Genomic DNA, 26,301 nt, shown 5'->3' with positions numbered 1-26,301 from the left:
GGCCCTTTACAGCAGCTGCGCGAACCGCTCGAGCGCCGCGGGGCCGACGACATCCTCCTGGCCGAGCGGCAGCTCCTGCAGCGGCACCGCGGGCAGCGCCTCGCGGAGCGTGATCAGGTGCTGGTCCTCGACGGCGCGGCGCCGGGCCAGGAAGTCGCCGCGATCGCCCGGGGAGCGCTTGTTGACCACCAGCGCGCCCACCTCGACGCCGGTGCGGGTCAGCTCCCGGTGCAGCTCGATGGTCTCCAGCACCGGCAGCCGTTCGGCGGCGAGCACGATCGCGAAGGACGCCACCTCGGCGTCGGTGAGCACCGCGCGGAGGCCGGCCAGGCGGTCGCGGCGGCGCAGCAGGATCGAGCGGATGTCCTGGTCGCGCTCCTGGATCGGGTCGCGGGGCTGGGGCGTGCCGAGGATGGAGGGCGCGTCCAGGCCCCGCATCGCCGCGCCCAGCTGCTCCGAGCTCTCGCGGCGGCGCAGCAGCCCGTCGGTCCAGGCCGTCATCACCTCCGGCAGCGCCATCAGGCGGGCGGTGTGCCCGGAGGGCGCGGTGTCGAAGACGACCAGGTCGTAGTCGCGCAGACCCTTCTCGACCAGCTCGGTCATCCGCTCCAGCACCGCCGCCTCATGGGTGCCCGGGGAGCGGCGGGAGAGCTCCATGTGCTTGTCGACCTCACCGGCGAGGTGCCCGGGCATGAGCCGCTTCAGGGTGTGCCCCACCTCGCGCAGGTGCTGGTCGGTGGTGGCGTCGGGGTCGATCTCGAGGCCGTCGAGGCGACCGCCCGCGCCGTCGCCGAGCGGGGTGATCCGGTCGCCGACACGCTGGGCCCAGAGGTGGCCGAGGTTGTGGGCGGGGTCGGTGGAGACCACGAGCACACGGCGGCCCGCTCGGGCGGCGGCGAGCGCCGTGGCGGAGGCGACGGTGGTCTTGCCGACTCCTCCCTTGCCGCCCAGGAACAGCACGCGGCGCTGTGCGGCCAGGCTCAGCAGCATCGGAAGTCCTCCAGCGGCGAGCGCTCCATGCCCATCCGCCGGTGCCAGTCATGGAAGCTGTCGTAGAGCACGGGCAGCAGCTCCGCGGTGTAGGAGGAGGCGGGATTGGGCACGCCCAACATCTCGCTCATCACCAGCAGGCGGAACAGGTCGTCCTCGTCGCGCTGGGCGCGGGCGAAGGTGCGGCGGTAGGGGGCGACGTAGAACTCGTGCAGGCCGTGGCTGAGGGCCCGCCAGCGCTCGCGCACCGTGCGGCCGAGGGAGCCGCGAGCGGTCCCCTCGGCCGCACGGTGAGGCGATGCCGTCATCGGCTGCCGGCGTCCTCGCCGGGCCCGGCCGCCCCGGCGTCGACGGCGACCGGCTCGTCGAGGTCGGGTTCGCTGCTGCGGGCCCGGTTCAGGGCGATCGCGGATTCCACGATCACCCACACGGCAGCGACCAGGATGACCAGGTCCATGATCAGCAGCAGCCAGTTCCCGTCGCGGTAGAAGCCGCCCAGCTGGATCAGCAGGGCGTACACGCTGACGAACAGCACGAACAGCAGCGGGATCATGATCGGCAGCACCGGCCGGCGTCGGCGCATGAGCATCACCGCGAGGATCGACAGGGTCAGGCCCGCCAGGATCTGGTTGGTGGTGCCGAACAGGGGCCAGATGATCATGCCGCCGGAGCCGTCGGCCCCCGCACCGAAGGCGAGGCCCAGGCAGACCGCCAGCACGATGACCGTCGCGAGCGCGGTGCCGAGCTTGACGTTCGCGATCAGGCCGATCTCCTGGACCACGAAGCGCTGCAGGCGCACCCCGGTGTCCATGGTGGTGGCCGCGAACAGCACCGCCATGGTGGCCAGGATGGTCGCGGACAGCGAGGTGGGGATGCCGAGGCCGGCGTTGAGGATCGTGCCGCCGCCGTTGACGAAGGCGGTGACCCCGCCCTCGTTGAACGCGGAGTACACCTCCTCCCAGTCGGCCAGGGTGCGGAAGCCGGCGGTGGTGGCGATGATCGCGCCGAGCGCCAGCAGGCCCTCGCCGACCGCGCCGAAGTAGCCGACGAAGCGGGCGTCGGTCTCCTTGTCCAGCTGCTTGGAGGAGGTGCCGGAGGAGACGATCCCGTGGAAGCCGGAGATGGCGCCGCACGCGATGGTCACGAACAGCAGCGGCATGATCCCGGGGGTGCCCTCGGGGACGTTCGCGTTGATCGCGGGGGCGACCACGTCGGGGCGGAAGATCAGCACGGCGCCGTACAGCAGACCCAGTCCGACGAACAGCTGCAGGCCGTTGATGTAGTCGCGCGGCTGCAGCAGCACCCACACCGGCAGCATCGAGGCGATGCCCGCGTAGACGAACAGCACCAGGATCCAGAACGCCTCGGCCGACAGTCCCAGCACGGTCTCGGGCAGCACGACTGGGAAGCGGTCACCGAGCAGGATCAGCCCGTACAGCGCCACCACGCCGACCACGGAGACGATCGGAAGGTTCCACTTCAGGCGGTAGATCGCCTGCCCGATCAGCACGGCCACCACCAGGGCGCCCCAGGTGGGGATCACCGCGGTGGGGGTCGAGACCAGCAGCCCGGAGATCACGACGGCGAAGGCGGCGTTGACCATCAGCAGCAGCAGGAAGATGACCACCAGGAACAGCCGGCTGCCGCGCTTGCCGATGTAGCGCTCGGAGAGCGTGCCGATGGACTGGCCGCGGTGGCGCACCGAGGCCCACAGCGCGCCGAGGTCGTGCATGCCGGCGAAGAAGACGGTGCCCAGGGTGACCCAGAGGAAGGCGGGCAGCCAGCCCCAGATCACCGCGACGGCGGGCCCGACGATGGGCGCGGCGCCGGCGACCGAGGTGAAGTGGTGGCCCCAGAGGACGAACTTGTTGGTGGGGACGAAGTCGACCCCGTCCTGCAGCTCATGGGAGGGGGTGCGGAAGCCGGCGTCGAGCTTGTAGACGCGACGGGCGAGGAAGCGGGAGTAGAGGAGGTAGCCGGCGATCATCATGGCGACGCCGACGACGGCGAGGATCAGGGAGTTCACGGGACGGTCCTGTCGGGTGGGGGAAGGTCCACGACGGGGCGCGGGCGAGGGCCGACGACCCCGTCGGACACCTCTCGCGTCCCCGTCGCGCGCGATAGGAGTCACCGTAGCCGACGGCGGCGGGTGGTGGGGGCGAGGCCTTGAGGACGCCGGGGCTCAGGCCGCGGGGCGGCGGGGGCGCGCCCACCGGAGAACTGCCGCCTGCGTGACCTCACCGGCTGCGGAGCATTCAGCTCACGCCCGCAACGACGTCGTGGAGGCGGTCGGGCGCCGCGCGCCGGGCTCAGAGTGGGGTGTCGGGGGTCAGTCGGCGGCTCTTCCAGCCCTCTGCCCAGGCTCCTGCCGTGACGCTCGCCGTGAGAGCGGGCCAGCCCTCGCCGGTCCCGCTCTCGGCGCTGAAGGAGCTGCGCTTGGAGTACCCCGCGGGCGTATGCGCGATCTCCGACGAGCCGTCGACGATCGAGAGGATCTCGACATCGAGGGTCTCCAGCAGGTCCGCAGAGCCGCTGTCGCACGCATCGCAGCCGCACTGCGGGAGCGTCTCCACGGGCATCGCCGGGTCGCCGAGGCCGATGACCAGACCTGGGAGCAGGGCCTCGGCGCCGGGGCGCTCCGCCCGGCTCGCGGCGTCATCGGGCGCGGTGCGGGCCAGGACGAGCACGTGCGCGCCGATGCGGGCGGGATGCAGCCCCGTGGTCCGGCACAGCGTGGCCGACGGCGCGGGCAGCCAGCGGACCTCGGCCGGATCCTCGTGGATCGTCTCCCCGGCCCAGCCGCGTGCGGTGAGCACGCGGGTCCAGGCCTCGGCGCGGGACCACAGGATCAGGTGCTTCTCCGGGTCGAGGCAGCGGCTGTACTCCTCGACGAGCACCTCGCGCAGGGTGCCGTCCGGCTCCCGGTGGGGGTCCTCCCAGCCGGGGGTGTCGGCGCCGATGTCGACGAACACCGCCTCGACCTCGTCGAGCAGCGATATGACCTGGTCGGACAGCAGCTCCACGGCGCCGGCCGCGAGCATCTCGGCGATCTCGTGGTTCTCGTGCGCGGCAGTGCGCCAGGTGTCGTTCATCGTGCGCCACCACGGGGCGGGTGCGGTCATGCGGGCACAGTACTGCCCGGGCGCGCTCGCGTCAGGCGCTGCGCCCGGCCGCGGAGGCGATGCCCAGCCAGGTGTGGCGGTTGTTCCACCAGCACCAGCCGAGCTTCGGGGCGTCCCGGCGCTCGCGCCCGTCGCGGCCGCTGCCGTTGCTGATCCAGAGCGCCGGGGTGCGCGAATCCAGCGTGCCGTCGGGCTTGGTGCGCCGGGAGCCGATGGTCATGAAGCAGCGGTTGCGCTCCAGGGCCGCGGGCTGCTGGAGCACCCACAGCAGGCCCTCGCTGAGCAGCAGCGGGGTGCGGCCGCGGCCGGTGAGCTCGGCGAGCGCCTCCGCCGGGGAGGCGCCCGCGAACTCATCGCCGCGGTCGACGTCCTCGACCAGGTAGAGCGCCTGGCCGGTGGGCTCGATGCCGGTGGGCGCGAAGCGGTCGACGTCGGTCATGTCCTCGACCACGAAGCCGGGCCTGTCCCCGCGGCGCATCAGCGGGGCCAGCGTCGAGGGTTGTGCGAGAGCCGGGTCGATCGCCAGCAGCGCATCGGTGCGCTCGCTCCCCCAGCGCTCGGCGGCCTGCGACAGCGCGTCCGCAGCGAGGCCGGCAACGGTGTGCAGGTCGAGGTCCAGCAGGCGCTGGGCCTGCTCGACGAGGGTGGGCAGGACGGCGCGGGACCGGGTGATGGGAGCTCCTCGGGGCAGGCGGGACGGGCCAGTGATCAACGGGACCGGGGGCCCGCGTATTCCCGCCCGCTCATCACCAGGGCCGACCGGAGCCACCATCGCCGTCCGACCGGGAGGTCGGCGCTGCGCGCAACGCGCTTCGTACACTGGACCGCGACCGACGTACCCGCTCGACATCAGGAGGCAGCGATGAGCACCGACGAGAAGTTCGAGAACACGAAGGACAAGCTGGGCGGCCAGGCCAAGGAGGGCCTCGGCAAGCTCACCGGCGACAAGCAGACCGAGACCGAGGGCCAGACCGAGCAGGGCAAGGCCGAGGCCCGTGACAAGGTCCAGGACGCCCGCGACACCGTCAAGGGCGCCGCCTCGGGTCTGTTCGACAAGGACAAGAAGGACCGCTGACCAGCACGCGCCGAGTCTGCGGCGGGGCGGTGACCACGGGTCGCCGCCCCGTTCCTCGTCCCCCGTGACATCGGGGGCGCTCGGGAGCATCATGGTGCGCCCGACGGTCTTCGAGAGGACCCCGCGATGACGCAGCGCGTCCGCATCCAGAACTTCGCCGTCTCCCGCGACGGCATCGGCGCCGGGCGGGAGCAGAGCCTCGAGCGCCCCTTCGGCCATGTCGACCCCATGGACCTGCACGGCTGGGCCCTGGCCACCGCCCACTGGCCCGGCCGCACCGACCCCGGCGGTACCCGCGGCCTGGAGGACTACCTCACCCGCGACTTCTCCCGGAACATCGGCGCCGAGATCATGGGCCGCCACAAGTTCGGGCCCCAGCGCGGACCCTGGACCGATCAGGAGTGGACGGGCTGGTGGGGCGCGGAGCCCCCTTTCCACACCCCGGTGTTCGTGCTGACCCACCACCCGCGCCCCTCGTTCAGCCTGGGCGAGACCACCTTCCACTTCCTCGACGCGAGCTGCCAGGAGGCGCTCGCGCAGGCGAGGGAGGCGGCCGACGGGAAGGACGTGCGGATCGGCGGCGGGGTCACCACGCTCCGCGCGTTCCTGGAGGCCGATCTCGTCGACGAGATGCACGTGGCGATCGCACCGCTCGAGCTCGGTGAGGGTCTGCGCCTCTGGGAGCGCCCGGAGGAGCTCACCGACCGGTTCCACCTCGAACAGGTCGCCGCACCGAGCGGCATCACGCACTGCTTCTTCTGGCGGCGCTGAGGACGCCGGACCTCGCGCGCGGCCGAGGGCGGCTCACTCGGTGCCGGCGCCGCTGCCCTCGGAGGAGCCGTTGTCGGCGCGTGCGGAGTCGCCCGCGCCGGAGCTCCCGCCGCCGGAGCCCTCACCGCTGGTGCCGCCATCCTCGGTGCCCGGGGCCGGGGCCTGCTCGGCCGGGGCGGGGGTGTCGACCTCCACCTCGTCCTCGTCCGCCGGGGCCTGGTCGCCCGGCTGCGGGCTCTCGCTCTCCTCGGGCACCGGCACGCCGTCCTCGACGGGATCCTGCTGCTCGGTGTCCTCCGGGGCGTCGGGCTGCGAGCCCGAGTCCTCGCGGGGCGCGACCGCGTCGCTGTCGCCGACGGTCCGCTGGATCTGCCCGGTGCCCGGGGACAGCTCGGTGCCGGTCACCCGCTGGATCCCGAAGACCGCGAGCAGTCCGATCAGCGCGATCCCGAGGGCCAGCAGCACCGTCTTCAGCACCCGGCGCCGGCCGGGGCCGGTGGCTGGCGGCGGCCCCGCAGGGGTCCCGCCCGTCCCGTCGGCCGCCGCGCCGGAGCCCGACGCCGCGGTGCGGGAGCGGAAGGCCTCGCCGCGGCCCGCGGGGCCGGGACGGTCCTTGACCTGGGCACCCCGGAGGGTGGCCTGCTTGAGCTTCGCCGAGCCCCGGTGCACCGAGTCGGAGTACAGCGCGAGCGCGACCGCGGAGACCACCGAGGTCAGGGCCGCCCCGATGACGGTCCCGGCCACGCCCAGCTGCCCGCCGACCACGGAGGCGGTGGCCGCGGCCGCGCCGCTGATCACCAGTCCCGAGGGGGACAGCTTCTTGACCTCGAGGTCCTTCGGGTCCGGGGCGAGGTCCTCCTCGCCCTCGGGCCGGGACTGATCGCGCACAGGGGTACTCATGCTCCGACTGTCGACCCGCAGCGGAGGAGTGCGCAAGCAGCGGCGCCGAACTCCCCTGAAGATCACAGGGGTGTCACTGTGGCCTGCGCCGACGCCGGTGACCGGGGGATCACACCGCTGTGGTCCGCGCCACCGGGCGCAGCCGCCACAGGGTGGTGACCTCCTGGCGGCGGGCGGCGTGGAGCAGGTCGCGGGCATCCGCGGCGCGGGAGTGGCGGGCCGGCGTCGAGTCGCTGCCGACGACCTCCAGCCCGGCCTGCTCGATCAGGCCCAGCAGCTCCGCCCGGCTGCGCAGCTCGAGGTGCTCGGCGAGGTCGGAGAGGATCAGCCAGCCCTCGCCCTGCTCGGTGAGGTGCTCCGGCAGCTCCTTCAGGAAGCGGCGCAGCATGGCCGAGCCCTCGTCGTAGATGCCCAGCTCGAGGGCCGAGGTCGGCTCCCCCGGCAGCCAGGGCGGATTGCAGACGACGAGGTCGGCGCGTCCCGGCGGGAAGAGATCGGCCTCGAGCACCTCCACCCGGTCCGCGAGGCCCAGGCGCTGCAGGTTCTCGCGGGCGCAGTCGACCGCGCGGGGGTTGAGGTCGGTGGCGACCACTCGCGCGGCGCCGCGCCGACCCAGCACGGCGGCCAGCACCCCGGTGCCGGTGCCGAGGTCGAAGGCGCTCGCTCCGCCGTCCACGGCGGGCAGCGGGGCCCGGGCGACCAGGTCGACGTACTCGGAGCGCGAGGGCGAGAAGACGCTGTGGCGGGGATGGATCCGCTCGCCGAGCGCGGGGACCGGGACTCCCTGCTGCTGCCACTGCCAGGCCCCCAGCACGCCGAGCAGCTCGGGCAGCGAGACCAGGGTCGGTTCGGTGGGCTCCCCGTAGGCCTCGCGGCAGGCCGCGGCGACGTCGGGGGCGCGGCGCAGGCCCAGGCGCGCTCCCGGCTCGAGCAGCACGAGGATCCGGCCCAGCAGCTCGGCGCGCTGCGCGCGCTGGTCCCGGTGGGCGCGGAAGAGCTCCGCGATCCGGAGGCCCTCGGGAGGCCGGCGCTGGTCGAGACGCCGGCCGACGGCCGTCAGCAGCTGGCGGGCGTTGTGGTAGTCGCCGCGCCAGAGCAGGGCGGTGCCGCTGCGGAGCCGGCGCAGGGCCGCGTTCGCGGTGATCTCGTCGGCGACGACCTCGAGGCGGGCGGGCGGCGGGGCGCCGTTCTCGGAGCGCCAGCGAGCGGTGTGCTCGGTGCCGTGCTCGATCCAGGTGACCGTGGACATGACGTGGGCTCCCGGGGATCGCCGCTGCGAGGGACCCCGCCACAGCGGCCGTGGCAGGCGGGGCGGGCCTCGCGACGAGACCGTCTCGTCGGGCCCGGACATTCTCGCATCCGCGAGCGCGGGCGGAGGGCCGCCGGGCCGTGCGCCGCGCCCGCCCGGGCGGTCGGACCTTTGCCCCGCCCCTTCCCGCCGGAGTACCGTCGAATCACGACGCGGACCTGTCCGGGGGCGACTGCCGGCCCTTCAGGAAGCGCGGTCCGCGGCGGCACAGGGAGGTGCTCCGGCCATGGCGGCTGCGGAGGCATGGGATCCGGTCCCCGAGGCGAGACCGGCCCTGGAGCGGCTGCGAGCCAGCATCCGGGGCACGCTCATCGAGCCCACCGACCCGGGGTACGAGCGGGCGCGGGCGGTGTGGAACGGCATGATCGACCGCCGTCCCCGCGCGGTCGTGCTGGCCGCCGCGACGAGCGACATCGCCCCCGTGCTCGCCGCCGCCCGGGAGACCGGACTGCCGCTGGCGGTGCGGGGGGCCGGCCACAGCATCGCCGGTTTCGGCACCGTCGACGACGGGATCGTGCTGGACCTGGGGGCGCTGCGGTCCGTGGCGGTCGAGGCGAGCTCGCAGCGGGTGACGGTCGCGCCCGGTGCGAGCGCGGGTGACGTCGACCGGGCCACCAGCGCGAGCGGACTGGCGGTGCCGCTGGCGGCGGTGAGCCCTGCCGGGGTGGCCGGGATGGCGCTCGGCGGCGGGCTGGGCTGGCTGGCCCGATCGGCCGGACTGACCTCGGACGCGCTGGAGCGCGCCGAGGTGGTGCTGGCCTCCGGTGAACAGGTCGTCGTGGACCGCGAGCAGCACGAGGACCTGTTCTGGGGGCTGCGCGGCGGCGGCGGGAACTTCGGGGTGGTCTCCTCCTTCACCTTCCGCGCGGTGGCGATGCCGCGCACCGTGCTGGGTGCCACCCTGCTCTACCGTCGGCCGCACTGGCGGCGCGCCCTGGCGGCCTTCGGTCGCTGGAGCCTGGCGCTGCCCGACGAGACCGCCGCGATGGCGAGCTTCATGGTGCTGCCGGCGTCCGCCGGACGGGGCGAGGAGCCGTGGCTGATGGTGCGCAGCGTCCATCTCGGCCCGGATCCCGCTGACGGCCTCGCGCAGCTGGAGCGGCTGCGCCGGGCGGTGGCGCCGGACCACGAGGAGGTGGGGCCGGTGGACTGGCCCCGCTGGCAGAGCGCCCGCGACGAGGTGTTCCCGACCGGATCGCGGGTGTTCTGGAGCAACGTCGGCTTCTCCCGCACCGACGAGGACGCGCTGGACCTCATCATCGCCTTCGCCTCGCAGATCTCCCGCCGCGGGACCGGCATCGACATCCACCGGCTCGGCGGCGCCTTCTCCCGCGTGCCGGCCGCCGCCACCGCCTTTCCGAACCGCACGGCCCGCTTCTGGATGAACATCTTCGGGGTCTGGGACCGGGCCGAGGAGGACCGCGGGCGCACGGAGTTCGCCCAGCGCGCGCAGGAGGTGATGCGCCGCTTCTCCGAGGACGGGGAGTACGTGAACTTCCAGAGCATCGAGCAGGCCCGCCCGATCACGGAGCTGAGCCGGCGCATCTACGGCGAGGAGAACTACCGCCGCCTGCAGAAGCTCAAGCAGCGCTACGACCCGTCGAACCTGTTCCGGGGCAACTACAACGTCTCCCCGGAGCTCTAGCGGCGAGGCCCCACGCGGTCCGGCCGATCGGTCGGCGAGCGGGGCCGATCCTTCCGCGCCCCGCGAGCGCGGTGCTAGCTTGACCGCACCTGACGCCGAGCGGAGGACCGTCCATGAGAGCGATGACGTACCGCGGACCGTACAAGGTGCGGGTCGAGGAGAAGGACATCCCGGCGATCGAGCATCCGAACGATGCGATCATCCGGGTCACCCTGGCCGCGATCTGCGGCTCCGACCTGCATCTGTACCACGGCATGATGCCCGACACGCGGGTGAGCACGACCTTCGGCCACGAGTTCATCGGGGTCGTCGAGCAGGTGGGCTCCTCGGTGCGGAGCCTCTCCCCCGGGGACCGGGTGATGGTGCCGTTCAACGTCTACTGCGGCTCGTGCTACTTCTGCTCCCGCGGGCTCTTCTCGAACTGCCACAACGTCAACCCGAACGCGACCGCCGTCGGCGGTATCTACGGCTACTCCCACACCTGCGGCGGCTACGACGGCGGGCAGGCCGAGTACGTGCGGGTGCCGTTCGCCGACGTCGGACCCTCGATCATCCCCGAGTGGATGAGCGACGAGGACGCCCTGATGTGCACCGACGCCCTCGCCACCGGGTACTTCGGCGCCCAGCTGGGGGAGATCGTCGAGGGCGACACCGTGGTGGTGTTCGGGGCCGGGCCGGTGGGCCTGTTCGCCGCCAAGTCGGCCTGGTTCATGGGCGCCGGGCGGGTGATCGTGGTGGACCAGCTGGAGTACCGGCTCGAGAAGGCCCGCAGCTTCGCCCATGCCGAGACGGTGAACTTCGCCGAGCTCGACGACGTCGTCGTCCACCTCAAGCGGACCACCGACGGGCTCGGCGCGGACGTCGTCATCGACGCGGTGGGCGCCGAGGCCGACGGCAACTTCCTCCAGCACGTCACCGCCGCCAAGCTCAAGCTCCAGGGCGGCTCGCCGATCGCGCTGAACTGGGCGATCGACGGGGTCCGCAAGGGCGGGACGGTCTCCGTCGTCGGCGCCTACGGACCGATCTTCAGCGCCGTGAAGTTCGGCGACGCCCTCAACAAGGGCCTGACGCTGCGGATGAACCAGGCACCGGCGAAGCGGCAGTGGCCGCGGCTGTTCGAGCACATCAAGAACGGCCACCTCACCCCGAGCGACATCGTCACCCACCGCTTCCCGCTCGAGGACATCGCCGAGGCGTACCACGTCTTCTCCGCCAAGCTCGACGGCTGCATCAAGCCGGTCATCGTCCCCTGAGAGGAGCCGACATGAGCGACGCCGACCCCCGCATCCCCGTCTACACCTCGGCCGCCCCGCCCCGACCGTCCGCACAGGAGCTGCGGGCCCGGATCCCCGGCTGGGGGGTCGACCTCGACCTCGCCGACCGCCCCTCGCATCCCAAGGAGCGGTCCCTGCCCACCGGCGCCCACTGGGACCTGCCCGAACGGCAGGAGGAGAAGCAGCCGCGGGAGCGGTCCATCGAGCACCAGATGCTGCCGCCCGTCTTCGGGACCACCGCCCCGCTGCACGGCCTGTCCGGCGCCATCCGCCGCTACGCGTACTCCCGCTTCAGCGAGGCCCGCGCCGCCCACTGGCTGCTGCTGATCGCGGGCGACCGGGTCGACGTGGCCGAGAGCCGGCTGCGGGCGCTCGGCCAGGGCCGCCCCGACAACCCGATCGGCGAGACCGGGATCAAGGGAGAGGTGACCCACGACGGGCTCGCCGCCCGGCGCGACAGCGCCCGCGCCGACGTCCACCACCAGTGGCTGGATCCACTGCTGGTGGGCCTGCCGTGGCTCGCCGCGGGCGGCGCCGGACTGCTCGCGGTGCGGGCGCTGACGCGCAGCCGCCGGGGCGAGTAGCCGGGCCCGCAGCGGACCAACCACCACCACAGGAGAGTCGATCATGCGTCTGAAGCCCGTGTCGGAACAGGTCGTGGTGGTGCTGGGCGCCTCCAGCGGCATCGGCCGCCAGAGCGCTCTGCAGCTGGCGGCCCGGGGCGCGAAGCTGGTCGTCGCGGCCCGCAGCGAGGCCGCGCTGCAGTCGCTGGTGGAGGAGATCGAGGCCGCCGGCGGCGAGGCGGTGCGCGTGGTCTGCGACGTCTCCGAGCTGGAGCAGGTCCGGGCCGTGGGCGACGCGGCGGTGGCCGCCTTCGGGCGCATCGACACGTGGGTGAACGTGGCCGCGGTGATGGTCCATGCCCGGTTCGAGGACACCGAGCCGGAGGAGTTCCGGCGGCTGATGGAGATCAACTACCTCGGTCACGTCCACGGCGCCCTGGTGGCGCTGCCCCGGCTGCGGGAGGCCGGCGGGGGCGCCCTGATCGCGGTCTCCTCGGTCGAGAGCCGGGTCTCCATCCCGCGCCACACCGCCTACAGCGCCACCAAGCACGCCGTGGAGGGGATGATCGACGGCCTGCGACGCGATCTGCTCGCCGACGGGGAGCACCGCATCTCGGTCACCAGCATCAAGCCCGCGACGATCAACACCCCGTTCTTCAGCAACGCCGCCAACACCATGGAGGTCGAACCGAAGGGGCCGCCCCCGGTCTACCAGCCGTCGGTGGTGGCCGACTGCGTCGTCCACGCGGCCGAGCACCCGGTGCGGGACCTCTGGGCCGGCGGCGCCGCCCGGACGATGGCGCTCGGCCAGGCGCTCAGTCCGGGGCTGATGGACGCCCTGATGGCCCGCATCGTGCCGCTGGAGCGCTCCTCCCTGCCCACCCCGGGCGGCTCCCCGGGCACGCTGTTCGCACCCCGGGACCAGGAGCAGCGCACCGAGGGCGACTTCTCCACCGGCGCCCGCAGCTGGAGCACGTTCACCTGGCTGCAGACCCATCCCGGGGCCCGGCCGGCGCTGCGGGCCGGGGCGGTGGTCGCGCTGCTGGCCGCGACCCGCCGTCGGCGCTGAGCCGCAGCGGCGCGGGGGCGACGGGCCATGACCTCGGTGGTGGAGATCGGCGACGACGACCTCTACGGGCTGATCGCGGCGCTGACCCACTCCGGCTGGCAGCCCTCGGGCGGGCGGTACCGCATCAACGTCGTCTACCGCGGTCTGGAGGACGCCGAGCAGGCTCTGGACACCGGTCTGGTGCGCCTCGCGGGCGACGCCAGCCGGGACATCGAACCGCACATCCTGCGCAACTTCCGCAAGTACGCGGCGCGCGACGCGGTGGTCCAGGACTCCGACTGGAACTGGCTGAGCGTGGCCCAGCACCACGGCCTGCCCACCCGCCTGCTGGACTGGACCCACTCCCCGTACGTCGCGCTGCACTTCGCGACCCGGGACCCGGGCTCCTACGACCGCCCGGGCGCGGTGTGGTGCGTGGACTACGCCGCAGCCCATGAGCTGCTGCCGCCGGCGCTGCGCGAGGAGATCACCGCGCAGGGCGCGGGGCTGTTCACCACCGAGATGCTCTCGAACATCGCCCTCACCCTCGCGGACTTCGACGGCCACCGGGACGCCGACGGGCGCGGCGTGCCGCTGTTCTTCGAGCCTCCCTCCCTCGACGAGCGGATCATCAACCAGTCGGCCGTGTTCTCGGCGGTCTCGGACCCCACGGCCTCCCTGGGCGACTGGCTCGAGCAGCATCCGCATCTGGTGCGCAAGGTCGTCTTCCCCGCGGCGCTGAAGTGGCGGATCCGCGACCACCTGGACCAGGCCACGATGAACGAACGGATCCTGTTCCCCGGCCTCGACGGTCTCGCGCTCTGGCTCACGCGCTACTACGGGCCCCGGCCGGACCCGGGCCCCGGCTCACCGTCGGCCGCGCCCGGCATGGGCGGGCAGCCGCAGTAGCGCGCCGGGGCGGTGGTCGCCCGGTCAGCGCGGACCACCCGACCGGTCGGGGGATCTTTGGACCGGGAAACCGGAGACCTAGGCTGGGACCTGAAAGACCCCTGTGAGAAGGTCCGGCGCGCATCCGCACATCGCACAGTGCGCGTCCGGGCCGCGTGACCCGTGAAGTCCAGACGATCGGAGGCTCTGATGACCACCAACGACTCCGCGGCCACCAACCGCGCTCCGGGTGACCGCGGACGCTCGCCGGTGCAGCTGGCCGCTCTGCTGCACGGCGTCGTCTTCGTCCTCGTCGGCATCGCCGGCTTCATCCCCGGCATCACCACGAACGTCGGCTCCATGGAGCTGGGCGGCCACCACTCCGAAGCGATGCTGATGGGCATCTTCCAGGTCTCCATCCTCCACAACGTGGTGCACCTGTTCTACGGCATCGCCGGCATCGCGCTGGCGCGCCGCGCCGACTGGTCGTGGCTCTACCTGCTGATCGGCGGCGCGATGTACCTCGTGCTGTGGATCTACGGCCTGGTCATCGACAAGGAGTCGATGGCGAACTTCGTGCCGCTGAACTCGGCCGACGACTGGCTGCACTTCGTGCTGGGCCTGACCATGATCGCGCTGTCCTTCCTGCCCCGGCACCGGACCGCCGACGCCGCCGCGCCGGCGCGCACGCGTCGTTGACCCTCGGCACCCGCAGGGGCACGGTGACTCCGTGTCCCCGCGGGTGCCGCGGCGGGCTGCCGGAGCCGCCGCGCGCTGCTGGAGCTGTCCCCGCACAGACGGAGGGGGCGGGCATCATGCCCGCCCCCCTTCGGCGTGTCCGAGGCGTCCGGCGCCTGCGCGCCGGGGTCAGGTGATGGTGAGGATCTGCTGCGCGGTGCCGGATCCGGTGGCGGCGCCCGCGCCGATGGTGAAGTCGAGGTGGTTCTCCGCGAAGGGGCGCTGCTGCATGTCCTCGAGCACGGGCACCAGGTCGTCGGTCACGAAGTCGACCACGGCGATGAGATCGGCGGCGGACTTCACGACGATGTTCATGTTCAGCGCCGGCTCCTCCTGGGTGCCCGCGATCCACAGCTGCGTGGACAGGACCCCCTTGGTCGCGCGCAGGGACCGGCGAGCGACCTTCTCCATCGTCACGATCTGCTGCAGCCAGGCGTCCACCGCCGGGGCGGGAGCATCAGGAGCACACGGAGGGTCGAGCTGCGCGGGCATGGCAGGATCCTTTTCTGCTGACTGATCAGCGACGTCGCTGGCGCGGTACAGCGCCCGCGCTCAATCTATGGCCTGGGTCCCGCTCCGGCAATCCAACTAACCGATGGGTAAGGGGCTTACCGGGAGGCGTCGGAGTCGATGCTGCGGGAGCCGTCCCGGACCCGCAGCAGGTCCGCCAGCTGCGAGGTCACGCGCACGGGCACCTCCTGGTCGACGACGCCGTCGTGCCCGAGCTTGAGGACCATGACGGTGGCCTCCGCCGTCTTCGACCAGCGCACCCCGAGCAGCTCCCCGGGATCGTCGAGGCCGACGCTCAGCTCGCTGCCGTGGGCGGTGTGGGACTCACCGGAGCGCAGCCGCTCACCGTGGGTGTGGCACACGTTGAACGTCGGCTGCTGGACGGTGAACCATTCCTTCGACGGCTGCGCGCAGCCCTGCACGTCGCAGCGGGCCGGGGAGGCGTTCCGTCGCTCTCTGTCCTCGGACACTGGTGTCCCCCTGAGTTGGTGTCGGCCTGAGGGTCACCGGCATGGTACGCGCCCCACCCCCGGTCGCGTCGAGCGCCGCGAGCGAGCAGGGCCCCGACGGGCGGCGTCGGCGGCAGCTCCACGACGCGCGCGGCCCACCTCCGCAACGCGCTCGGCGCATCTCCACAAGCGCCCGGCCCACCTGCCCAAGCGCCCGGCGGCTGCGGCTGGATCCCGCCAGGGCATGGTTCGTCGACGCGCGAGGCGTACATGATGTACATGATGTACGCCTGATTCCGAGAAGACATCCGCCTCCGGGCGCCCCGTCACGAGTACGCGGTGAGCGCGACCGGGCGGGGACGCCGCTCAGATCTCGATCTCGCGCCCGTCCTCGGTGCGCAGGCGCAGCACGAAGCGGGAGCCGCGGCCCTCGCGGATCGGCGCCACCCCGTCACCGAGGCCGAGGGCGTCGGTGGCCTGCTGGAGGGCGGCAGGCTTGACCTCGATGCGCTCGAGGGAAAGCAGCTCGAGCCGGGGCAGGTCGCCGAGGCCCGGATGCGGGGTGCTCCCCCAGTCGATGAGGAACGGCACCCCCAGGCGGCGGGGCCTGCCGCCGCGGGTGAGGCGCCACTGCAGCTCCGTCCCGTCGGGAGCGCGCCGGGAGAGGTCCTCGACGTCGCCGGGGTCGTAGCCGGCGGCGCGGGCGCGCTCGACGACCTGCTCGATGTGCTCGGGATGGACCGCGTAGGTCACCAGCGTCGGCCGCTTGAGACGGTCGATGCTGAAGGTCTTCGGGAGCTCCGGCTGCGCACGGTCGGGATCCGGGCCGATCAGCTCGATGTAGTGCGGTCGCGGCTCGCCGCCGACGCTCAGGGCGACCAGCGCGTTGGCGGTGCCGGTGGGGTGGACGCCGCCGGGGGCGGCGGTGACGCCGGTGAGCTCGCGGAACCACTCCACGGTCTCGCCGAGGTCGGGGCCGGCGATGACGACGTGGTCGAGCAGGTGGGGCACGCTCATGAGCGATCCTTCTTCCGGGTGGGGACCTCGGGTTCGCCGAGGGAGAGCATGAGGCGGTTGGCCCAGTTGAAGAAGGCGGCGCCGTTGATGACGTCGACGATCTCCGCGTCGCTGAGGCCGGCCTCGCGCAGGCGGGTGATCTGCTCGGGGCCGAAGTCGAGCGGGACGTGGGTGAGGACGTCGGCGGCGTGGGCGATCGCGTTCCAGGCCGCGGAGCCCAGGTCCGCGCCCACGCCCTCGTCGAGCAGGCGCTGGACGTCGTCGTGGCGGCCGGACTCGCGGGTCGCGGCGGCCGAGTGCACCGAGGCGCAGTAGATGCAGCCGTTCGTGCGGGAGGCGGCGGTGGCGGCGAGCTCCCGCTCGGCGCGGCCCGCGCCGCCCTCGGTGTTGAAGAAGATGTCCTGGTCGGTGAGGGTGCGGGCGCGCAGCGCCTGCGGGTCCCGGACGAGCAGGCGGAAGTACGGCATGGCGCGGCGGAAGTCGTCCATCAGCGCCTCGTCCTGCTCGGCGGTGAGGTCCTCGCGCGGGACCGGCTCGATCCAGGGCACCCAGCCCAGGCTCTCCTGTGTGAAGGTCTCGGGGCGGGTCATCGGGCGTCCTCCGTCGTGAGGGCCGGCTGCGCGGCGGGGGCGGGGTTCTCGGCGAGCACACGCAGCCCGTGGGCGACGCGCAGCTGGAAGGTCAGGAAGGAGACCAGCTGGGAGAGGGTGACGATGCCGTCGGCGTCCCAGCCGGCCGCCTCGAGGGTGCGCAGGTGCTCGGGCGCGGCCTCGCGCGGACGCAGCACCAGCAGGTCGGCGTGGGCGAGGCCCGCGTCGAGGCGCTCCTCGCCGGTGGCCTCAGCCGCCTCGATGCGCTCGGCCAGTGCCGGGTCCTCGTCGCGCAGGTTCTCCAGGTACAGCTCCGCGGCGGGGCCGGGGCCGTGGAGCCGGGCGACATGGGCGGCGATCGCGTAGCGCTCGCGCAGCGGCACGCTGCCGGGGTCGGCCGGCTCGAGCAGCGCCTCGTAGCTGCGCTGGGCGTTCTCGCGAGCCTGCGGGCGCAGGGAGCGCAGGCGGGCGATCTGCCCGCCGTCCCCCTCCCCGGCCAGGTGGTCGATGACGTCGATTCCGGGAGTGCTCATGGGCGGGATCCGTTCGCGGTGGCGGGGGCGTGGTGGGCGGTGCGCAGCTGCTCGGCGGCCTCGGGACCGGTGGCGAGGCCGAGGCGCGGGGCGACCTCGGTGGCCAGCAGCTCGAGGCTGCGCAGGGTGCGCTCGTGGCCGGCGGCGATCGAGTGGACCTGGAAGGAGACGTCGGTCGAGCGCGGGAGGGTGGCATCGGCGGTCAGCGACTCGGTGACCTCCTCGACGGTGCCGACGTGGGTGTCGGTGACGGCGATCAGCTCGGCCAGGCTCGCCCGGGCGGCGTCGATGCCGGGCTGGAGGGCGGCGAGCTCGCGCAGCCCCGGCTCGGCGAGCTCGAGGGCGCGGGGCCGGTCGGCGGCGTCGACCACCAGTGCGGTGCGCGAGGCGAGGATCCGCGGGGCGATGCCCGCCGGGAGCGCCGCGCGGTAGGCCTCGATGGTGGGCAGCTGCAGCTCGTGCAGGGGCCGGTCGTGCTCACCCTCGGGGCGGGGCTGGGTGCGCGAGAGCATCAGGCCGTCGCCGGCCTCCCCGGCGCGGCGACCGCCGTCGACGGAGAACGTGGCCTGCCAGATCCGCTCCCCGAGGTCCCCGGCGGGCGGGTAGATCCGGGAGTCGGTGCCGCGCACGCCGCGCCCGGCCAGCGCGTCGCGGAAGATCGCGAGGTGCTCGGCGAAGATCTCCCGCCGGGCGGCGGGGTCGTGGCCGAAGGCCGGGAAGGAGGCCGGGGTGCCGCCCGCGGCGATGCCGAGCTGGACCCGGCCGCCGCTGAGGGCGTCGAGCACGGCGGCGTCCTCGGCGGCGCGCAGCGGGTCGTCGATCGGCAGCGTGACCACCCCGGTCGCCAGCGCGATCCGCCGGCTGCGCTGGGCGGCGGCGGCCAGCAGCACGAAGGGCGAGGGCAGTCCGCCCTCGTGGCCGTTGAAGTGGTGCTGCGCGACCCAGGCGGAGGCGAAGCCGAGTTCGTCGGCCCGCTCGATCTGCTCGAGGGCGAAGCGGTACCGGTCGGCGGCCGGGGCCTCCTCCAGGAGGCGGGTGAACAGGCCGAGGCGCGGGCGGGTCATGGGGCGGGGATCTCCTCGTGGTGCTCACCGGGGTGCCGAGCGGCTCCGGGGATGGCGGCCAGCAGCTGCCGGGTGTACTCATGATGCGGGTCGCCGAGCACCCGGGCCACCTCGCCGCTCTCGACCTGCTCGCCGCGGCGCAGCACCGAGACGGTGTCGGCGACCTGCCGGACCACGGCGAGGTCGTGCGAGATGAACACGTAGGTCAGCCCCAGCTCGTCCTGCAGGCGGGCCAGCAGGCGCAGGATCTGCGCCTGGACGGTGACGTCGAGGGCGGAGACCGCCTCGTCCAGGACCACCACGTCGGGCTGCAGGATCAGGGCGCGGGCGATCGCGACCCGCTGGCGCTGCCCACCGGAGAGCTCGCGCGGTCGGCGGCTCGCGACCTCGGGCGGCAGGGAGACCAGCTCGAGGTGGTGCAGCGCGGCCGAGCGGCGCTCGGCACGGTTGCCGCGCCGGGTGTTGCGCAGCGGCTCCTCGAGGATCGCGGCGATGGACTGGCGGGGGTCCAGGGAGCCGAAGGGGTTCTGGTGGACCAGCTGCACGGTGGAGCGGAAGGTCCGCAGCGCCCGCCCGGTGCCGAGGGTGGTGACCTCGGTGCCGCCGACGACGATGCTGCCGGCGGTGGGGGCGCGGAACCCGGCGATCGCGCGGCCGGTGGTGGTCTTGCCGGAGCCGGACTCCCCCACCAGGGCGTGGGTGGTGCCGCGGGCGATGTCGAAGGAGATGTCGTCGACGGCGACGAAGGGCTCGGCCTTCCCGCGGCCGGGGAACTCCTGGCGCAGGCCGCGCACCTGCACCAGCGGCGCGACCTGGGGGTCCGGGCGGTGCTCACTGCGCTCGACGACCTGGCGCAGCGAGGGGGCGTCCGAGAGCAGGGTGCGGGTGTAGGCGGCCGACGGGGCCGACAGCACCCGGTCGGTGGGCCCGGACTCCTCGACCTTCCCGCCGCGCAGCACCACCAGGGAGTCGGCGCGGTCGGCGGCGACGGCGAGGTCGTGGGTGATCAGCAGGACGCCCGCGCCGGAGGCCTCGCGCAGCTCGTCGATGAGGTCCAGCACGGTGGCCTGGACGGTGACGTCCAGGGCGCTGGTGGGTTCGTCGGCGATCAGCAGCTCGGGCTCGAGCGCGAGGGCGGCGGCGATCAGCACCCGCTGGCGCATGCCGCCGGAGAGCTCGTGGGGGTACTGGCGGGCGCGGGTGGCGGGGTCGTCGAGGCCGACGCGCTCGAGCAGCTCGATCACCCGTGCCTCGATCCGGTCGCGGTCGCGCCAGCCGTGGATCCGCAGCGGGTCGCCGACGCTCGCGCCGATGGTCCGCACCGGGTCCAGGGAGCTGGTGGGGTCCTGCGGGATCAGACCGATGCGGGTGCCGCGCAGCTCGCGCCAGTCCCGCTCGGACTGGCCCACCAGCTCCTCGCGGACCCCGTCGGCGCCCGTGAGGGCGATGGACCCGCCGGTGACGGTGCCGTTCTCGGCGAGCAGCCCGATCACGGCCTGGGCGGCGCTGGACTTGCCGGAGCCGGACTCCCCCACCAGCGCCGTGACCGCACCGCGGGCGACGCTGAGGTCGATGCCGCGCACGGCCTCGACCGGGCCGCGGCGGGTGCGGTAGGCGATGCTGAGGCCGGTGACGTCCAGCAGCGGCTGGGGCTGCTCGATGCTCTGCGCCGGCTGCACGGTGCGGATCTCGTGGTCGGTGGTCATGAGCGCTTCCCCTGGCCGATGGCGTCGCTGAGGCGGTTGGTGGACAGGACGACCGCGGCGACCACCAGGCCCGGCAGCAGCGTGAGCCACCACGCGGTGGCGACGTAGTCGCGGCCCTCGGCGATCAGCAGCCCCCATTCGGGGGTGGGCGGCGGGGCGCCGTAGCCGAGGAAGCCGAGGGTGGAGATCTGCAGGATCGCCGAGCCCAGCTGCAGCGCGGCCAGCGCGACGACGGGGGCGGCGGAGTTGGGCAGGATGTGGCGCCACAGGATGGCCCCCAGGGTGCCGCCGGAGCCGAAGGCCGCCTCGACGTACTCGCTGCGCCGCACCGAGATCACGCGGGAGCGGCTGAGGCGGGCGAAGGTGGCGATCGAGGTGATGCCCACGGCGATCGCGGCGTTGGTGGTGCCGAAGCCCAGCAGGATCACCACCGACAGCGACAGCAGCAGGCCGGGGATGGCCAGCAGCACGTCGACCAGGCGCATCAGCGCCTCCTCGACCAGGCCGCCGACGCTGCCGGCGATCACGCCGATCGTCGTGCCGACGACCAGACCCACGGCGACGGCCACGACGGCGGCGGTGATCGAGTGGGAGGCGCCGTGGACCACGCGGGCGAAGACGTCCCGACCGGTGGCGTCGGTGCCGAACCAGAACTCGGCGCTCGGGGCCTGCAGGGAGGCGCCGACGGAGGCGGTGGGGCTGACGGAGGTGAACGCTCCGGGGAACAGCGCCCAGCCCAGCGCCAGCAGCAGCACGAGGGCCGAGAGCACCACGGTGGGGCGCAGGGCCGGGCGGCGCCGGGCGCGGGGGGCGGCCTCGGGGGCTAGGACGGCGGGGGTGGAGGTGCTCATCGGACGGTCACCGCCGCTCTGCGGGTGGGGGCGGCGGCGCCGGAGCGGCGCAGCCGGGCATCGAGGACCGGGTAGAGCAGGTCCACGACGAGGTTGATCAGGACGAAGACGACGGTGGAGATGACCACCACCGCCAGCAGCACGGGGGTGTCGCGGGCCGCGACGGCCTGGGCGGTGATCTGGCCGATGCCCATCCGCCCGAACACCGCCTCGGTCACCACCGCCCCGCCGACCAGCTCGCCGAACAGGAGTCCGGCCATGGTCATGGCGGGCAGCACGGCGTTGCGGGCCACGGTGCGGCTCAGCAGCCAGGTGCTGGTCGCGCCGCGGGCACGGGCGACGGACACGAAGGGCTGGGCCAGGACCTCGTCGATGGAGCGGATCAGCACCTGCGCGAGCGGGGCCGCGATGGGGATCGCGAGGGTCGCCACCGGCAGGATCAGCGATTCGACGGGGCCCGCGTTCAGCACCGGGACCAGCCCCAGCTGGAAGGAGAACACCTGGATCAGCACGATGCCGATCCAGAACACCGGCAGCGAGACCATCAGCGGCGGCAGGCCCCGCAGCAGGTTCCGCAGCGCCCGGGTGACGGCGTGGCCGCGCAGGCCGGGATGGGTGGCGATCACGGCGATCGCCACGGCCAGCACCACGGCGGCGAGCAGGGCGAGCGCCGCCAGCATCAGCGTCGAGGGCAGCGCCTCGGCCAGCAGGGCGGAGACCGCCGCGCCGCTCTGGATCGAGTACCCGAGATCGCCCTGCAGGAACGAGCCGGCGGTCTCGACGAACTGCACGAGCTGGGGACGGTCGGCGCCGTAGGCGGCGCGGATCTCGGCCAGCTGCGCGGCGGTCAGTCCCAGGTCCGGGTTGCCGTAGCGGGCCAGCACCGCGTCGCCCGGGAGCGCGGCGAGCAGGATGTAGGCCGCGGTGAAGGCGAGCACGAGCACCAGCAGTGCTCCGCCGATGCGGCGCAGGACGTAGGGCATGGGGACCTCAGCTCACGAGCCAGGTGTCGTAGAAGCTCGGGCGCGCGACGGACTCGGTGGCGAAGCCCTGCACCGCGTCGACGTGCCCGTAGACCTGCGGCTCCTCGAACAGCGGCAGCACGTACGCGTTCTCGGCCAGGTGCGCCTGCGCGGCGGCGGAGGCCTCGGCGCGGCCCTCCGTATCGGGCGTGGAGGCGATCTGCGCGAGCAGCTCGTCGAGCTCCTCGTCGCCCACGGAGCCGTCGGGGTAGCCGTTCAGCAGCGCATCGCGGTTCTCGGAGGAGAGCTGGGACTTCAGCACGTCGAAGTCGGAGCGCGCGACCATGGAGTGGTAGACCTGCAGCTCGCCGGGCACGGGGCGGGCGGCGTCCTGGGTGGCCTGATCGCCGGGCAGCAGCTGCACGTCGATGCCGATCTCGGCCAGCTGCTCCTGGAGCAGGGTGACGACCTCGCGCGAGCGGGGCTGCGGGAGCGCCTCGTTGAAGGTCAGCAGCAGCGGGGCGCCGTCCTTGGTGCGGGTGCCGTCGGCCCCTGCGACCCAGCCGGCCTCGTCGAGCAGGGCGGCCGCCTGCGCCGGGTCGTGGACGTAGTTCTCGGAGGTGTCGACGTAGCCGGGCGCCTTGGCGGCCAGGATGCCGGTGGCCAGCGGGTAGTTCTCCGTGAACAGGGTGTCCACGATGGCCTGGCGGTCGATCGCGGCGATCAGCGCCTGCCGGGTCCGGATGTCCTCGAGCGCGGGGTCGCGGAAGCGGAAGCTCAGGGAGTTGGTCACGCCGTTGGTGGGGGCGGCGTACAGCACCAGCCCGTCGGCCTCGAACTGGGGCTCGTCGGGGGCATCGATCTGGCGCGCGATGTGGGCCTGCTGCGAGGTCACGGTGCCCACCCGCACGCTCGCCTCGGCGGCGACGACGTAGACGATCTCGTCGAGGTGGGCGCGGCCGGTGTGCGCCTTGGAGGCCGGCCCCCAGGCGTAGTCCTCGCGCACGGCGAGGGTGGTCTGGGTGCCGATCTCCTCGCCGGAGATCACGAAGGGGCCCGAGGCGATGATGTCCACCGCGTTGCCGGGGCCGAACTGCTCGCCGGTGCGGTCCAGGGTCGCGTTGGAGAGCAGACCCGAGTTGATCGTGGAGACGGCCTGGGCGAAGCCCGGCGCGGGCGCGGAGAAGAAGAACTTCACGGTGGTCGCGTCGACGACCTCGCCGTGGTCGTAGTTGTTGATCGCCTCGGAGACGGTCAGGGCCCGGTCGGCATCGCCCTTGCCGTAGAGGTCGAAGTTCTTCACCACGTTCTCGGCGTCGATCGGGGTGCCGTCGGAGTAGGTCGCGTCATCGCGCAGCGTGAAGGTGTACTCGGTGGCGTCCTCGTTGATCTCGGGCAGGGCGGTGGCGATCCACGGCTCGAGCTCGAGGGTCTCGGGGTTCTGGTACAGCAGCCGGTCGGTGATGTTGTTGACCACGCCGCCGTTGGGGTAGAAGCCCGCGGCCGGCGGGTACAGCGTGGTCCAGGTCTGCGGCTCGAGGTAGGTCAGGCTGCCGCCCTGCTGCGGCTCCCCGGAGGCCGCCTGCTCGCCGCCGCCCTCGGAGCCGCAGGCAGCCAGCGTCATCAGGGCGGGGACGCCGAGGCCGAGGGCGAGTGCGGAACGACGGGAGAGGGAAGACATGGCGGAACTCCTCGTGGAGCGATGGGGCGCGGGGCCCGGACGGTGCGGATCGGTGGCCTCAGTGGACCACCCCGATCAAAGATGTCCTAATGGTCGTCCATAGTTCGGCATCCGTACAGGTGAGACCGCATCCTGGCGCGTGATCCGAGCCACTCGACGCGCCCGTGACTCACTACAGTTCCCCCATGGCAGCAGACGAAGAGGACCCCAGCTCCAGCGCGATCGTGCGCGGCCTGCGCAGCACGGTGGGCCGGGAGAGCACCACGTTCGGCTTCTCGATCCTGATGACGGCCATCTTCGGCGTCATGCAGGTGAAATCCGGGACGCCGACCATGCTGGAGGTGTTCTTCTTCGCAGGTGGGGCCGTCGCGTCCTTCACGCTCCTGGAGGGGATCCTCTCCGCGGGTTTCCGGCGTCCCATGCCCCAGCACCGCACCTCGACGCTCGCGCTCGGCACCAGCATGAACCTGGTCTCCGTGCTGCTGGGCATGGCGGCTGCGCTCGGCATCGGGACGCTGATCGACCACACGACCACATGGCTCCTCGCGCCCCTGTGCGCCAGCATCGTCTACCTGCTCGCCGAGAGCCTGGAGACGGCGATCGCCGAGAAGGTCCTCCTGGCCGCCGGCGACACGCGAGCCGACGAGGTCTCGGCGTGAACCCTGGTCGCTGAGCGGTCCGGGACGCGCCGACGCTGAGGGCCCCGGGATCCGAACGGTCCTCGAGATGCGGCGCAGCCGTCGTCAGGAACCGGGCGCCGCTTCGGCTGCCGCGGGGCGTCCCTCGCGCCGAGCCAGCGTCTGCGCGGTGTGGGACTTGCGTCGGCGCAGCTCCCAGTAGGCGGCGACGAAGTAGACCAGCGTCCCGACCGCCGCGATGATGAAGAACAGGTCCCGATGCGCTTCGTAGGTCGCGACGTCCGGGCTGGAGACGAGGACGACGAGGGCGTCCACGACGATCACCACCAGCGCGAGGACCCAGACCGCCATCAGTGCTCGGGTCAGCGTCCGGCGATCCCGGGTCTCGACATCGGCGGGGGCTTTGCGGGCCTGCTCGGCGTGGAACACCTCGACGCGCTCGGCGAAGAGCTCGTCGGCCGCTTCGCCGTCGGGGTGCTGCTCGGCCGCCCCCATCATCCGGGCGAGCAGGACGTAGAGGATGACGCTGAGGACCCAGGCGGGCGGGAAGAGGGAAGTACACGGGCGCGAGGTCGAAGACGACGAGCACGGCCGCGAGCGCGACCGGGATCCCCCAGGACAGCAGCGCGGGGACGTTCTGGACGCCCTTGTACCGCGCCCAGTACCTCGTCATCCCCAGTCTCGGCAGGAGCCAGTACTCGGCGAAGAGGATGCCACCGATCGGCACCAGGGCGATCCCGGCGTAGGTCACCAGGTTCAGGTACCCGCGGTAGATGAAGGGGAACGCGGCCGCGACGACGACGACCGCGCCGATGATCAGCGTGACCTTCGCCCGCGAGATCCGGGGGAAGACGCCCTGCCCGGCCAGACCGGCCCGGTACAGGTTGGCATTGGCCGTCGTCCAGCCGCCGACGATGACGGCGGCGAAGCCGGCGTACCCGAGGGCCTGGTAGGCGACCTCGCCGGGCTCGAGGACGGTGATGCTCTTCATCGTGATCGCCGCGGTCGCCGCGCCCATGAAACCGGCGGCGATCCAGGCCATGTAGTGCCCGAGGAACATCCCGGTGGCCGACAGATAGCCGTACCAGCTCTTGCGGGCGTAGCGGAACAGCGACATGTCGATGAGGCCGACGTGGGCGAACGTGTTCGCCGCCCAGGCGTAGCCGATGACCCCCAGCAGGCTGATGCCCTCCACGCCCTCCGGCGTCCTGCCCGTGAAGACGGTGTCGCCGCCGATCGTGATGAAGTCGTCCCATCCCGACATCACGGTGGTGCCGAGGGCCTCCTGGGCGACCTGCGGGATCAGCACCATGCCGCCGGTGGCGAACATGACCATCAGCCAGGGACCGCATATGCTCGCGAACTCGGCAAGGGCGTTGAAGCCGAAGGCCGCCACCAGCACCGCGACCGCACCGAAGACCACCGCGAGGATGATGAACCCCAGGCTGGTGGGGGTACGGCTCGGTCTGCGCGGGGAAGTCGAGGATCAGGCGCAGCGCCGTCGCCGAGACGGTGATCATCGCCGCCGAGATGACCGCGAACACCAGGGCGTTCAGGCCGTTGTAGAGCTTGGTCGTCGCGCCCCCGGCGACCCGGTCGAGGAAGGTGTAGACGCTCAGCCGGGTCCGGGTGGCGATCGGCGCGGTGAGGAACCGGTAGCTCAGCACCGCGAGCAGGTTGCCGACGGCCAGGCCGATGACGACATCCCAGATCCCGGCGCCCAGGATCACGAAGGTCGCGCCGAACACGAACTCCGTCCCCGCGACGTTCTCGGCCGCGTAGAGCCCGGCGAAGTGCCCCGCTCCGTGCAGTTCGTGCTCGCCGGCCGGGAGCTGCTCGGAGTCCATCTCCGCGATCTGCCGGTCCACGTCGGCTGGCGTCCTGTTCGACATGCGGTTCCCATCAGCGGCGTCGGCGTCCGTCGTCCCCTTCGCCGGTCATCGTAGACCCGCAGGTCTCGCGGCGGCGCGGGAAGCG

General features: G+C 73.0%; 28 protein-coding genes. 10 read left to right on the top strand and 18 right to left on the bottom strand.

What is annotated here, in order from left to right:
- Window positions 1–6 precede the first annotated feature (6 nt).
- The 5 genes from ACOJUI_RS02860 to ACOJUI_RS02840 all read right to left on the bottom strand — a co-directional run bounded on the left by ACOJUI_RS02860 (window position 7) and on the right by ACOJUI_RS02840 (window position 4,824).
- On the bottom strand, window positions 7–990 hold the full coding sequence (locus ACOJUI_RS02860; protein WP_422116599.1) for an ArsA family ATPase: 984 nt from the start codon (window positions 988–990) through the stop codon (window positions 7–9).
- Window positions 981–1,298 carry a cory-CC-star protein gene (locus ACOJUI_RS02855; RefSeq protein ID WP_422116598.1) on the bottom strand — a complete coding sequence of 106 codons (318 nt, stop codon included), beginning with the start codon at window positions 1,296–1,298 and terminating at the stop codon, window positions 981–983. Before ACOJUI_RS02855 ends, ACOJUI_RS02860 begins: the two co-directional genes overlap by 10 nt.
- Entirely contained in the window at window positions 1,295–3,016 is a 1,722-nt protein-coding gene (locus tag ACOJUI_RS02850) for a carbon starvation protein A (RefSeq protein WP_422116597.1), read from the bottom strand. The genes ACOJUI_RS02855 and ACOJUI_RS02850 overlap by 4 nt, the downstream gene beginning before the upstream one ends.
- A 283-nt stretch (window positions 3,017–3,299) precedes the next feature.
- Window positions 3,300–4,112 (bottom strand): DUF6226 family protein, encoded by an 813-nt coding sequence (locus tag ACOJUI_RS02845; protein WP_422116596.1) that lies wholly within the window; start codon window positions 4,110–4,112, stop codon window positions 3,300–3,302.
- Window positions 4,113–4,143: 31 nt separating this feature from the next.
- Window positions 4,144–4,824, bottom strand: coding sequence for a DUF5701 family protein (locus tag ACOJUI_RS02840; protein WP_422116595.1), 681 nt, complete (start codon window positions 4,822–4,824; stop codon window positions 4,144–4,146).
- A 150-nt stretch (window positions 4,825–4,974) separates the two neighbouring features.
- On the opposite strand from ACOJUI_RS02840, the gene ACOJUI_RS02835 reads away from it, so the two are divergent.
- Both ACOJUI_RS02835 and ACOJUI_RS02830 read left to right on the top strand, forming a co-directional pair.
- On the top strand, window positions 4,975–5,187 hold the full coding sequence (locus ACOJUI_RS02835) for a CsbD family protein (RefSeq protein WP_422116594.1): 213 nt from the start codon (window positions 4,975–4,977) through the stop codon (window positions 5,185–5,187).
- Window positions 5,188–5,313: 126 nt separating this feature from the next.
- On the top strand, window positions 5,314–5,958 hold the full coding sequence (locus tag ACOJUI_RS02830) for a dihydrofolate reductase family protein (protein ID WP_422116593.1): 645 nt from the start codon (window positions 5,314–5,316) through the stop codon (window positions 5,956–5,958).
- Between the two features lie 33 nt (window positions 5,959–5,991).
- On the opposite strand, the gene ACOJUI_RS02825 is transcribed toward ACOJUI_RS02830, so the two are convergent.
- Window positions 5,992–6,858 carry a hypothetical protein gene (locus tag ACOJUI_RS02825; protein WP_422116592.1) on the bottom strand — a complete coding sequence of 289 codons (867 nt, stop codon included), beginning with the start codon at window positions 6,856–6,858 and terminating at the stop codon, window positions 5,992–5,994.
- A gap of 109 nt (window positions 6,859–6,967) precedes the next feature.
- Window positions 6,968–8,107 carry a methyltransferase gene (locus tag ACOJUI_RS02820; protein ID WP_422116591.1) on the bottom strand — a complete coding sequence of 380 codons (1,140 nt, stop codon included), beginning with the start codon at window positions 8,105–8,107 and terminating at the stop codon, window positions 6,968–6,970.
- Between the two features lie 286 nt (window positions 8,108–8,393).
- Here ACOJUI_RS02820 and ACOJUI_RS02815 point away from each other — a divergent pair, with 286 nt between their 5' ends.
- From ACOJUI_RS02815 to ACOJUI_RS02790, 6 genes are all read left to right on the top strand, one after another.
- Window positions 8,394–9,812 (top strand): FAD-binding oxidoreductase, encoded by a 1,419-nt coding sequence (locus ACOJUI_RS02815; protein ID WP_422116590.1) that lies wholly within the window; start codon window positions 8,394–8,396, stop codon window positions 9,810–9,812.
- Window positions 9,813–9,925: 113 nt separating this feature from the next.
- Complete coding sequence (locus ACOJUI_RS02810) at window positions 9,926–11,065, top strand: zinc-dependent alcohol dehydrogenase (protein WP_422116589.1); 1,140 nt, start codon at window positions 9,926–9,928, stop codon at window positions 11,063–11,065.
- 11 nt (window positions 11,066–11,076) lie between these two features.
- Entirely contained in the window at window positions 11,077–11,670 is a 594-nt protein-coding gene (locus tag ACOJUI_RS02805) for a hypothetical protein (protein ID WP_422116588.1), read from the top strand.
- 43 nt (window positions 11,671–11,713) lie between these two features.
- Window positions 11,714–12,718 carry an SDR family oxidoreductase gene (locus ACOJUI_RS02800; RefSeq protein ID WP_422116587.1) on the top strand — a complete coding sequence of 335 codons (1,005 nt, stop codon included), beginning with the start codon at window positions 11,714–11,716 and terminating at the stop codon, window positions 12,716–12,718.
- A gap of 27 nt (window positions 12,719–12,745) precedes the next feature.
- Window positions 12,746–13,606, top strand: coding sequence for an FRG domain-containing protein (locus tag ACOJUI_RS02795; protein ID WP_422116586.1), 861 nt, complete (start codon window positions 12,746–12,748; stop codon window positions 13,604–13,606).
- 189 nt (window positions 13,607–13,795) lie between these two features.
- Complete coding sequence (locus ACOJUI_RS02790; RefSeq protein WP_422116585.1) at window positions 13,796–14,284, top strand: DUF4383 domain-containing protein; 489 nt, start codon at window positions 13,796–13,798, stop codon at window positions 14,282–14,284.
- A 168-nt stretch (window positions 14,285–14,452) separates the two neighbouring features.
- Here ACOJUI_RS02790 and ACOJUI_RS02785 read toward each other — a convergent pair whose 3' ends face one another.
- The 10 genes from ACOJUI_RS02785 to ACOJUI_RS02740 form a co-directional block, all read right to left on the bottom strand.
- Window positions 14,453–14,815: a hypothetical protein gene (locus ACOJUI_RS02785; protein ID WP_422116584.1), complete on the bottom strand. Its 363-nt coding sequence runs from the start codon at window positions 14,813–14,815 to the stop codon at window positions 14,453–14,455.
- A 116-nt stretch (window positions 14,816–14,931) separates the two neighbouring features.
- Entirely contained in the window at window positions 14,932–15,303 is a 372-nt protein-coding gene (locus ACOJUI_RS02780) for a hypothetical protein (RefSeq protein WP_422116583.1), read from the bottom strand.
- A 345-nt stretch (window positions 15,304–15,648) separates the two neighbouring features.
- Window positions 15,649–16,299, bottom strand: coding sequence for a VOC family protein (locus ACOJUI_RS02775; protein WP_422116582.1), 651 nt, complete (start codon window positions 16,297–16,299; stop codon window positions 15,649–15,651).
- The gene (locus ACOJUI_RS02770) at window positions 16,296–16,889 is read right to left on the bottom strand and encodes an alkylhydroperoxidase domain protein (RefSeq protein WP_422116581.1); all 594 of its coding nucleotides are present in this window, start codon (window positions 16,887–16,889) and stop codon (window positions 16,296–16,298) included. The genes ACOJUI_RS02775 and ACOJUI_RS02770 overlap by 4 nt, the downstream gene beginning before the upstream one ends.
- A complete protein-coding gene (locus ACOJUI_RS02765; RefSeq protein WP_422116580.1) occupies window positions 16,886–17,422 on the bottom strand; it encodes a CMD domain protein in 537 nt (178 codons plus the stop codon). The genes ACOJUI_RS02770 and ACOJUI_RS02765 overlap by 4 nt, the downstream gene beginning before the upstream one ends.
- Complete coding sequence (locus tag ACOJUI_RS02760) at window positions 17,419–18,486, bottom strand: putative FMN-dependent luciferase-like monooxygenase (protein WP_422116579.1); 1,068 nt, start codon at window positions 18,484–18,486, stop codon at window positions 17,419–17,421. Before ACOJUI_RS02760 ends, ACOJUI_RS02765 begins: the two co-directional genes overlap by 4 nt.
- The gene (locus tag ACOJUI_RS02755; protein ID WP_422116578.1) at window positions 18,483–20,192 is read right to left on the bottom strand and encodes a dipeptide ABC transporter ATP-binding protein; all 1,710 of its coding nucleotides are present in this window, start codon (window positions 20,190–20,192) and stop codon (window positions 18,483–18,485) included. Before ACOJUI_RS02755 ends, ACOJUI_RS02760 begins: the two co-directional genes overlap by 4 nt.
- Window positions 20,189–21,043, bottom strand: coding sequence for an ABC transporter permease (locus ACOJUI_RS02750; protein ID WP_422116577.1), 855 nt, complete (start codon window positions 21,041–21,043; stop codon window positions 20,189–20,191). The genes ACOJUI_RS02755 and ACOJUI_RS02750 overlap by 4 nt, the downstream gene beginning before the upstream one ends.
- Window positions 21,040–22,026, bottom strand: a complete 987-nt coding sequence (locus tag ACOJUI_RS02745) for an ABC transporter permease (protein ID WP_422116576.1) — start codon at window positions 22,024–22,026, stop codon at window positions 21,040–21,042. Before ACOJUI_RS02745 ends, ACOJUI_RS02750 begins: the two co-directional genes overlap by 4 nt.
- A 7-nt stretch (window positions 22,027–22,033) precedes the next feature.
- Window positions 22,034–23,686, bottom strand: coding sequence for a TIGR04028 family ABC transporter substrate-binding protein (locus tag ACOJUI_RS02740; RefSeq protein ID WP_422116575.1), 1,653 nt, complete (start codon window positions 23,684–23,686; stop codon window positions 22,034–22,036).
- Window positions 23,687–23,871: 185 nt separating this feature from the next.
- Here ACOJUI_RS02740 and ACOJUI_RS02735 point away from each other — a divergent pair, with 185 nt between their 5' ends.
- Window positions 23,872–24,345 carry a hypothetical protein gene (locus ACOJUI_RS02735; RefSeq protein WP_422116574.1) on the top strand — a complete coding sequence of 158 codons (474 nt, stop codon included), beginning with the start codon at window positions 23,872–23,874 and terminating at the stop codon, window positions 24,343–24,345.
- An 84-nt stretch (window positions 24,346–24,429) separates the two neighbouring features.
- Here ACOJUI_RS02735 and ACOJUI_RS02730 read toward each other — a convergent pair whose 3' ends face one another.
- Window positions 24,430–24,822: a hypothetical protein gene (locus tag ACOJUI_RS02730; protein WP_422116573.1), complete on the bottom strand. Its 393-nt coding sequence runs from the start codon at window positions 24,820–24,822 to the stop codon at window positions 24,430–24,432.
- Window positions 24,823–25,490: 668 nt separating this feature from the next.
- Between ACOJUI_RS02730 and ACOJUI_RS02725 the strand changes: the two genes are divergently transcribed.
- Entirely contained in the window at window positions 25,491–26,270 is a 780-nt protein-coding gene (locus ACOJUI_RS02725) for a hypothetical protein (protein WP_422116572.1), read from the top strand.
- Window positions 26,271–26,301: the final 31 nt, after the last annotated feature.

Source organism: Brachybacterium sp. UNK5269, assembly GCF_049266655.1.
Lineage (GTDB): Bacteria > Actinomycetota > Actinomycetes > Actinomycetales > Dermabacteraceae > Brachybacterium.
Note: the sequence above shows the minus strand (reverse complement) of the source record. Positions and strands in the feature narration are given on the sequence as shown.

What these genes read in the sequence shown, in the direction of transcription:
- ACOJUI_RS02860 (WP_422116599.1), bottom strand. Translation starts at nt 990, where the DNA reads ATGCTGCTGAGCCTGGCCGCACAGCGCCGCGTGCTGTTCCTGGGCGGC.
- ACOJUI_RS02855 (WP_422116598.1), bottom strand. Translation starts at nt 1,298, where the DNA reads ATGACGGCATCGCCTCACCGTGCGGCCGAGGGGACCGCTCGCGGCTCC.
- ACOJUI_RS02845 (WP_422116596.1), bottom strand. Translation starts at nt 4,112, where the DNA reads ATGACCGCACCCGCCCCGTGGTGGCGCACGATGAACGACACCTGGCGC.
- ACOJUI_RS02835 (WP_422116594.1), top strand. Translation starts at nt 4,975, where the DNA reads ATGAGCACCGACGAGAAGTTCGAGAACACGAAGGACAAGCTGGGCGGC.
- ACOJUI_RS02830 (WP_422116593.1), top strand. Translation starts at nt 5,314, where the DNA reads ATGACGCAGCGCGTCCGCATCCAGAACTTCGCCGTCTCCCGCGACGGC.
- ACOJUI_RS02825 (WP_422116592.1), bottom strand. Translation starts at nt 6,858, where the DNA reads ATGAGTACCCCTGTGCGCGATCAGTCCCGGCCCGAGGGCGAGGAGGAC.
- ACOJUI_RS02820 (WP_422116591.1), bottom strand. Translation starts at nt 8,107, where the DNA reads ATGTCCACGGTCACCTGGATCGAGCACGGCACCGAGCACACCGCTCGC.
- ACOJUI_RS02815 (WP_422116590.1), top strand. Translation starts at nt 8,394, where the DNA reads ATGGCGGCTGCGGAGGCATGGGATCCGGTCCCCGAGGCGAGACCGGCC.
- ACOJUI_RS02810 (WP_422116589.1), top strand. Translation starts at nt 9,926, where the DNA reads ATGAGAGCGATGACGTACCGCGGACCGTACAAGGTGCGGGTCGAGGAG.
- ACOJUI_RS02805 (WP_422116588.1), top strand. Translation starts at nt 11,077, where the DNA reads ATGAGCGACGCCGACCCCCGCATCCCCGTCTACACCTCGGCCGCCCCG.
- ACOJUI_RS02800 (WP_422116587.1), top strand. Translation starts at nt 11,714, where the DNA reads ATGCGTCTGAAGCCCGTGTCGGAACAGGTCGTGGTGGTGCTGGGCGCC.
- ACOJUI_RS02795 (WP_422116586.1), top strand. Translation starts at nt 12,746, where the DNA reads ATGACCTCGGTGGTGGAGATCGGCGACGACGACCTCTACGGGCTGATC.
- ACOJUI_RS02790 (WP_422116585.1), top strand. Translation starts at nt 13,796, where the DNA reads ATGACCACCAACGACTCCGCGGCCACCAACCGCGCTCCGGGTGACCGC.
- ACOJUI_RS02785 (WP_422116584.1), bottom strand. Translation starts at nt 14,815, where the DNA reads ATGCCCGCGCAGCTCGACCCTCCGTGTGCTCCTGATGCTCCCGCCCCG.
- ACOJUI_RS02775 (WP_422116582.1), bottom strand. Translation starts at nt 16,299, where the DNA reads ATGAGCGTGCCCCACCTGCTCGACCACGTCGTCATCGCCGGCCCCGAC.
- ACOJUI_RS02770 (WP_422116581.1), bottom strand. Translation starts at nt 16,889, where the DNA reads ATGACCCGCCCCGAGACCTTCACACAGGAGAGCCTGGGCTGGGTGCCC.
- ACOJUI_RS02765 (WP_422116580.1), bottom strand. Translation starts at nt 17,422, where the DNA reads ATGAGCACTCCCGGAATCGACGTCATCGACCACCTGGCCGGGGAGGGG.
- ACOJUI_RS02760 (WP_422116579.1), bottom strand. Translation starts at nt 18,486, where the DNA reads ATGACCCGCCCGCGCCTCGGCCTGTTCACCCGCCTCCTGGAGGAGGCC.
- ACOJUI_RS02755 (WP_422116578.1), bottom strand. Translation starts at nt 20,192, where the DNA reads ATGACCACCGACCACGAGATCCGCACCGTGCAGCCGGCGCAGAGCATC.
- ACOJUI_RS02750 (WP_422116577.1), bottom strand. Translation starts at nt 21,043, where the DNA reads ATGAGCACCTCCACCCCCGCCGTCCTAGCCCCCGAGGCCGCCCCCCGC.
- ACOJUI_RS02745 (WP_422116576.1), bottom strand. Translation starts at nt 22,026, where the DNA reads ATGCCCTACGTCCTGCGCCGCATCGGCGGAGCACTGCTGGTGCTCGTG.
- ACOJUI_RS02740 (WP_422116575.1), bottom strand. Translation starts at nt 23,686, where the DNA reads ATGTCTTCCCTCTCCCGTCGTTCCGCACTCGCCCTCGGCCTCGGCGTC.
- ACOJUI_RS02735 (WP_422116574.1), top strand. Translation starts at nt 23,872, where the DNA reads ATGGCAGCAGACGAAGAGGACCCCAGCTCCAGCGCGATCGTGCGCGGC.
- ACOJUI_RS02730 (WP_422116573.1), bottom strand. Translation starts at nt 24,822, where the DNA reads ATGATGGGGGCGGCCGAGCAGCACCCCGACGGCGAAGCGGCCGACGAG.
- ACOJUI_RS02725 (WP_422116572.1), top strand. Translation starts at nt 25,491, where the DNA reads ATGACCCCCAGCAGGCTGATGCCCTCCACGCCCTCCGGCGTCCTGCCC.